At 47.1% G+C, this 2,608-nt stretch carries 1 protein-coding gene; it reads left to right on the forward strand.

What is annotated here, in order from left to right; genetic code table 11:
- The coding region (locus tag U9Q77_09025) for a S8 family serine peptidase (protein MEA3287499.1) at nucleotides 1–2,608 on the forward strand (2,608 nt) is incomplete at both ends.

A 2,608-nucleotide genomic window follows, 5' to 3' on the forward strand; every position in this document is an offset into this window, starting at 1 on the left:
TTGCTACTGATCATTCCTGGAATCCTGCTATCTAAAAGCATGTCACTTTCCTCCATGCAGAAACTCTCTCCAGATCTTCAAGCTCTGGTTGCTGAAAAAGATCCAGAGAATGCTCATTTGACGGACACTCGCTTTTCCAAAGCTCAGACAGTCACAGGTCCCCAGCAGGAAGTACTCTATCCGGTTACGATCCGCAGCACTGATATTGAACGAGTCAAAGCCGCCGGGATCAAGACCAATTCGGATTATGATGGATGGAGTACTGCCCGAATTACTTATGATCAACTAATAGAATTGACAACACTTCCATCTGTGATTCAGGTGTTCCAGGGTGATACTTATTATCCTTTGATTGATATTGCCGTTGCTGAATCAGGGGCAGATCTGGTTCATGATGGCTACTTGAATAATATTGCTTATGATGGGACAGGGGTGATCGTCCTCATCATCGACACAGGAATTGATTGGTCTCATTTGGATTTCAGAGGTGCTTCTGATACTACAAAGAGCCGCATTCTATACCTCTGGGATCAGACGTTAACAGTTACCGGGGCTGAAGAAACTCCCGAAGACCGGGATGGAACCAACTTCTCTGGTCTGGATTACGGAGTTGAATATACTCAATCAGATATTGAAGATGAGATCGATGGAAGTGCAGCCGGTTTTGTGCGTGAGACTGAGACCCATAGCCATGGTACCCTGGTGGCCAGTGCTGCTGCAGGAAATGGTGCTTCGCTTTCCAATACCAAATATAAAGGTATGGCACCCGGCTCAGATCTGGTGATCGTAAAAGCTGGGAACGGTAGCTTTTCCGACAACAATTTAAAGGATGCGCTAAACTATGCTCAAAAGATCGCAGCGTTTACATCGAAGCCAGTGGTTGTTAACCTTAGTCTTGGCAGCCAGAATAACGCCCATGACGGTACAAGCAGCCTGGATGAGGCTGTGGATGGGTTTACCTCCTCTGGAAATGGTCGTGTGGCAGTCGTGGCTGCCGGCAATGAGGGCAATGAGCTGATTCATGTTACCGGTACGGTGAGTGCATCAAGTAATGCAGATATCACCATTACAGTGCCTGCTTATACAGCTAATGGAGGCACCAGTAATGATTCTTATGGTTTTGAGCTGTGGTGGAATAATAACGCAGATGTAACAGCCAAATTGACCTCACCCAATGGTCAGTTGTATTCTAGAACTGCGGATCAACAAGGAACTCGGGGAACCACCGACGGCACTATTACGATCATCAATAAAACTGATTCTGATCATAGCAATGGTGACAGGCGTACTTATGTAGAAGTGTTTGATGCTAACGCTGACTCCATCCCTGCCGAAGGGGACTGGACCCTACGGGTCACAAATAATTCTGGATCAACCCTAACTTACCACGGTTGGCTGTTTGCCAGTACCATGAGTGCTACTTTGGGCAGTGCTGACTCCAATTACACGATAGCATCACCCGGTGCTGCAGCTTCCGCCATAACGGTGGCGGGCCATACTTCCCGCTGGCGCTGGCGAGCCAGTAATAATAATAGCTACCTCTTTTCTCCTCCTGATCGATCAGATGACATCGCCTATTTCAGTAGTATTGGCCCATCACGAAACGGTAGCCAGAAACCCGATCTCTCGGCTTCAGGACGCGGTGTCTTTGCAGCAACCTCCACTGATTATTCTCCGCTGGTTCCCTATACAATTGTTACCAATAAGTATCACTTGACTCAAGGCACAAGCATTAGTTCTCCCCTTGTGACAGGAGCTGTAGCCCTGATGCTGGAGCATAATGCAAATCTTACAGCAGCTCAAGTAAAGACCCTGTTGTGTGAGAATGCTACCACAGACAGTTACACCGGCAGTAGTGTGCCCAATACTGTCTGGGGCTATGGTAAACTTAATATTTTTGAGGCACTGGCTAAAACTATCAACAGTTCAACTACCGTGGATCATGATATTTACAGCTATGATGGCTGGACTTCTAACACAGCAGCCTCTTTAGGTACTGGTTTAAAGATGTCTGTCAGATTTTCGCCTTCAACAAGCGGAGACGTGACTGGTGCACTGTTTCATATGGATTCGTTGACTGGAACAAGCGGAAATGTATCATTTGAAATATGGTCAAATAATAGCGGAACTCCCAGATCAAAGCTTGGCTCAACAGTTACCATGGTTGTTGGTGACATATCAAAAAGCAGCTGGTCCTACATTCCCCTTAAAGATGCAGGGGTCAGTGTTTCGTCAGGGACAGATTATCATTTGGTTTGCCTGAATACAGCTTCTGGAAGCATCTCCTTGCGTGCCGACAATGGCAGTGTTGATGGAAGATCCTATTATAACACAGGTTCCAGTTGGTCAGCCTATTATGATTGGCGTATGCGCCCCATTGTCTGTACAGATGAATCCACTTTGGACAGCTCGCTACCCGTCGAACTGGTCTTTTTCAATGCAACTACTGAGAAAGGTAACCTCGTTCTGAAATGGGCCACAGAGAGTGAATTCGAGAACCAGGGCTTCAGTCTGTCCCGCCGGGCAGGTCATACTGCTGACTGGAAGTTACTGGCTGACCATACCACCCATTCTGAACTGGAAGGACAGGGTAGCAGTACATCCCGGA

It is taken from the genome of Candidatus Neomarinimicrobiota bacterium (assembly GCA_034716895.1).
GTDB lineage: Bacteria > Fidelibacterota > UBA8477 > UBA8477 > JABMPR01 > JABMPR01.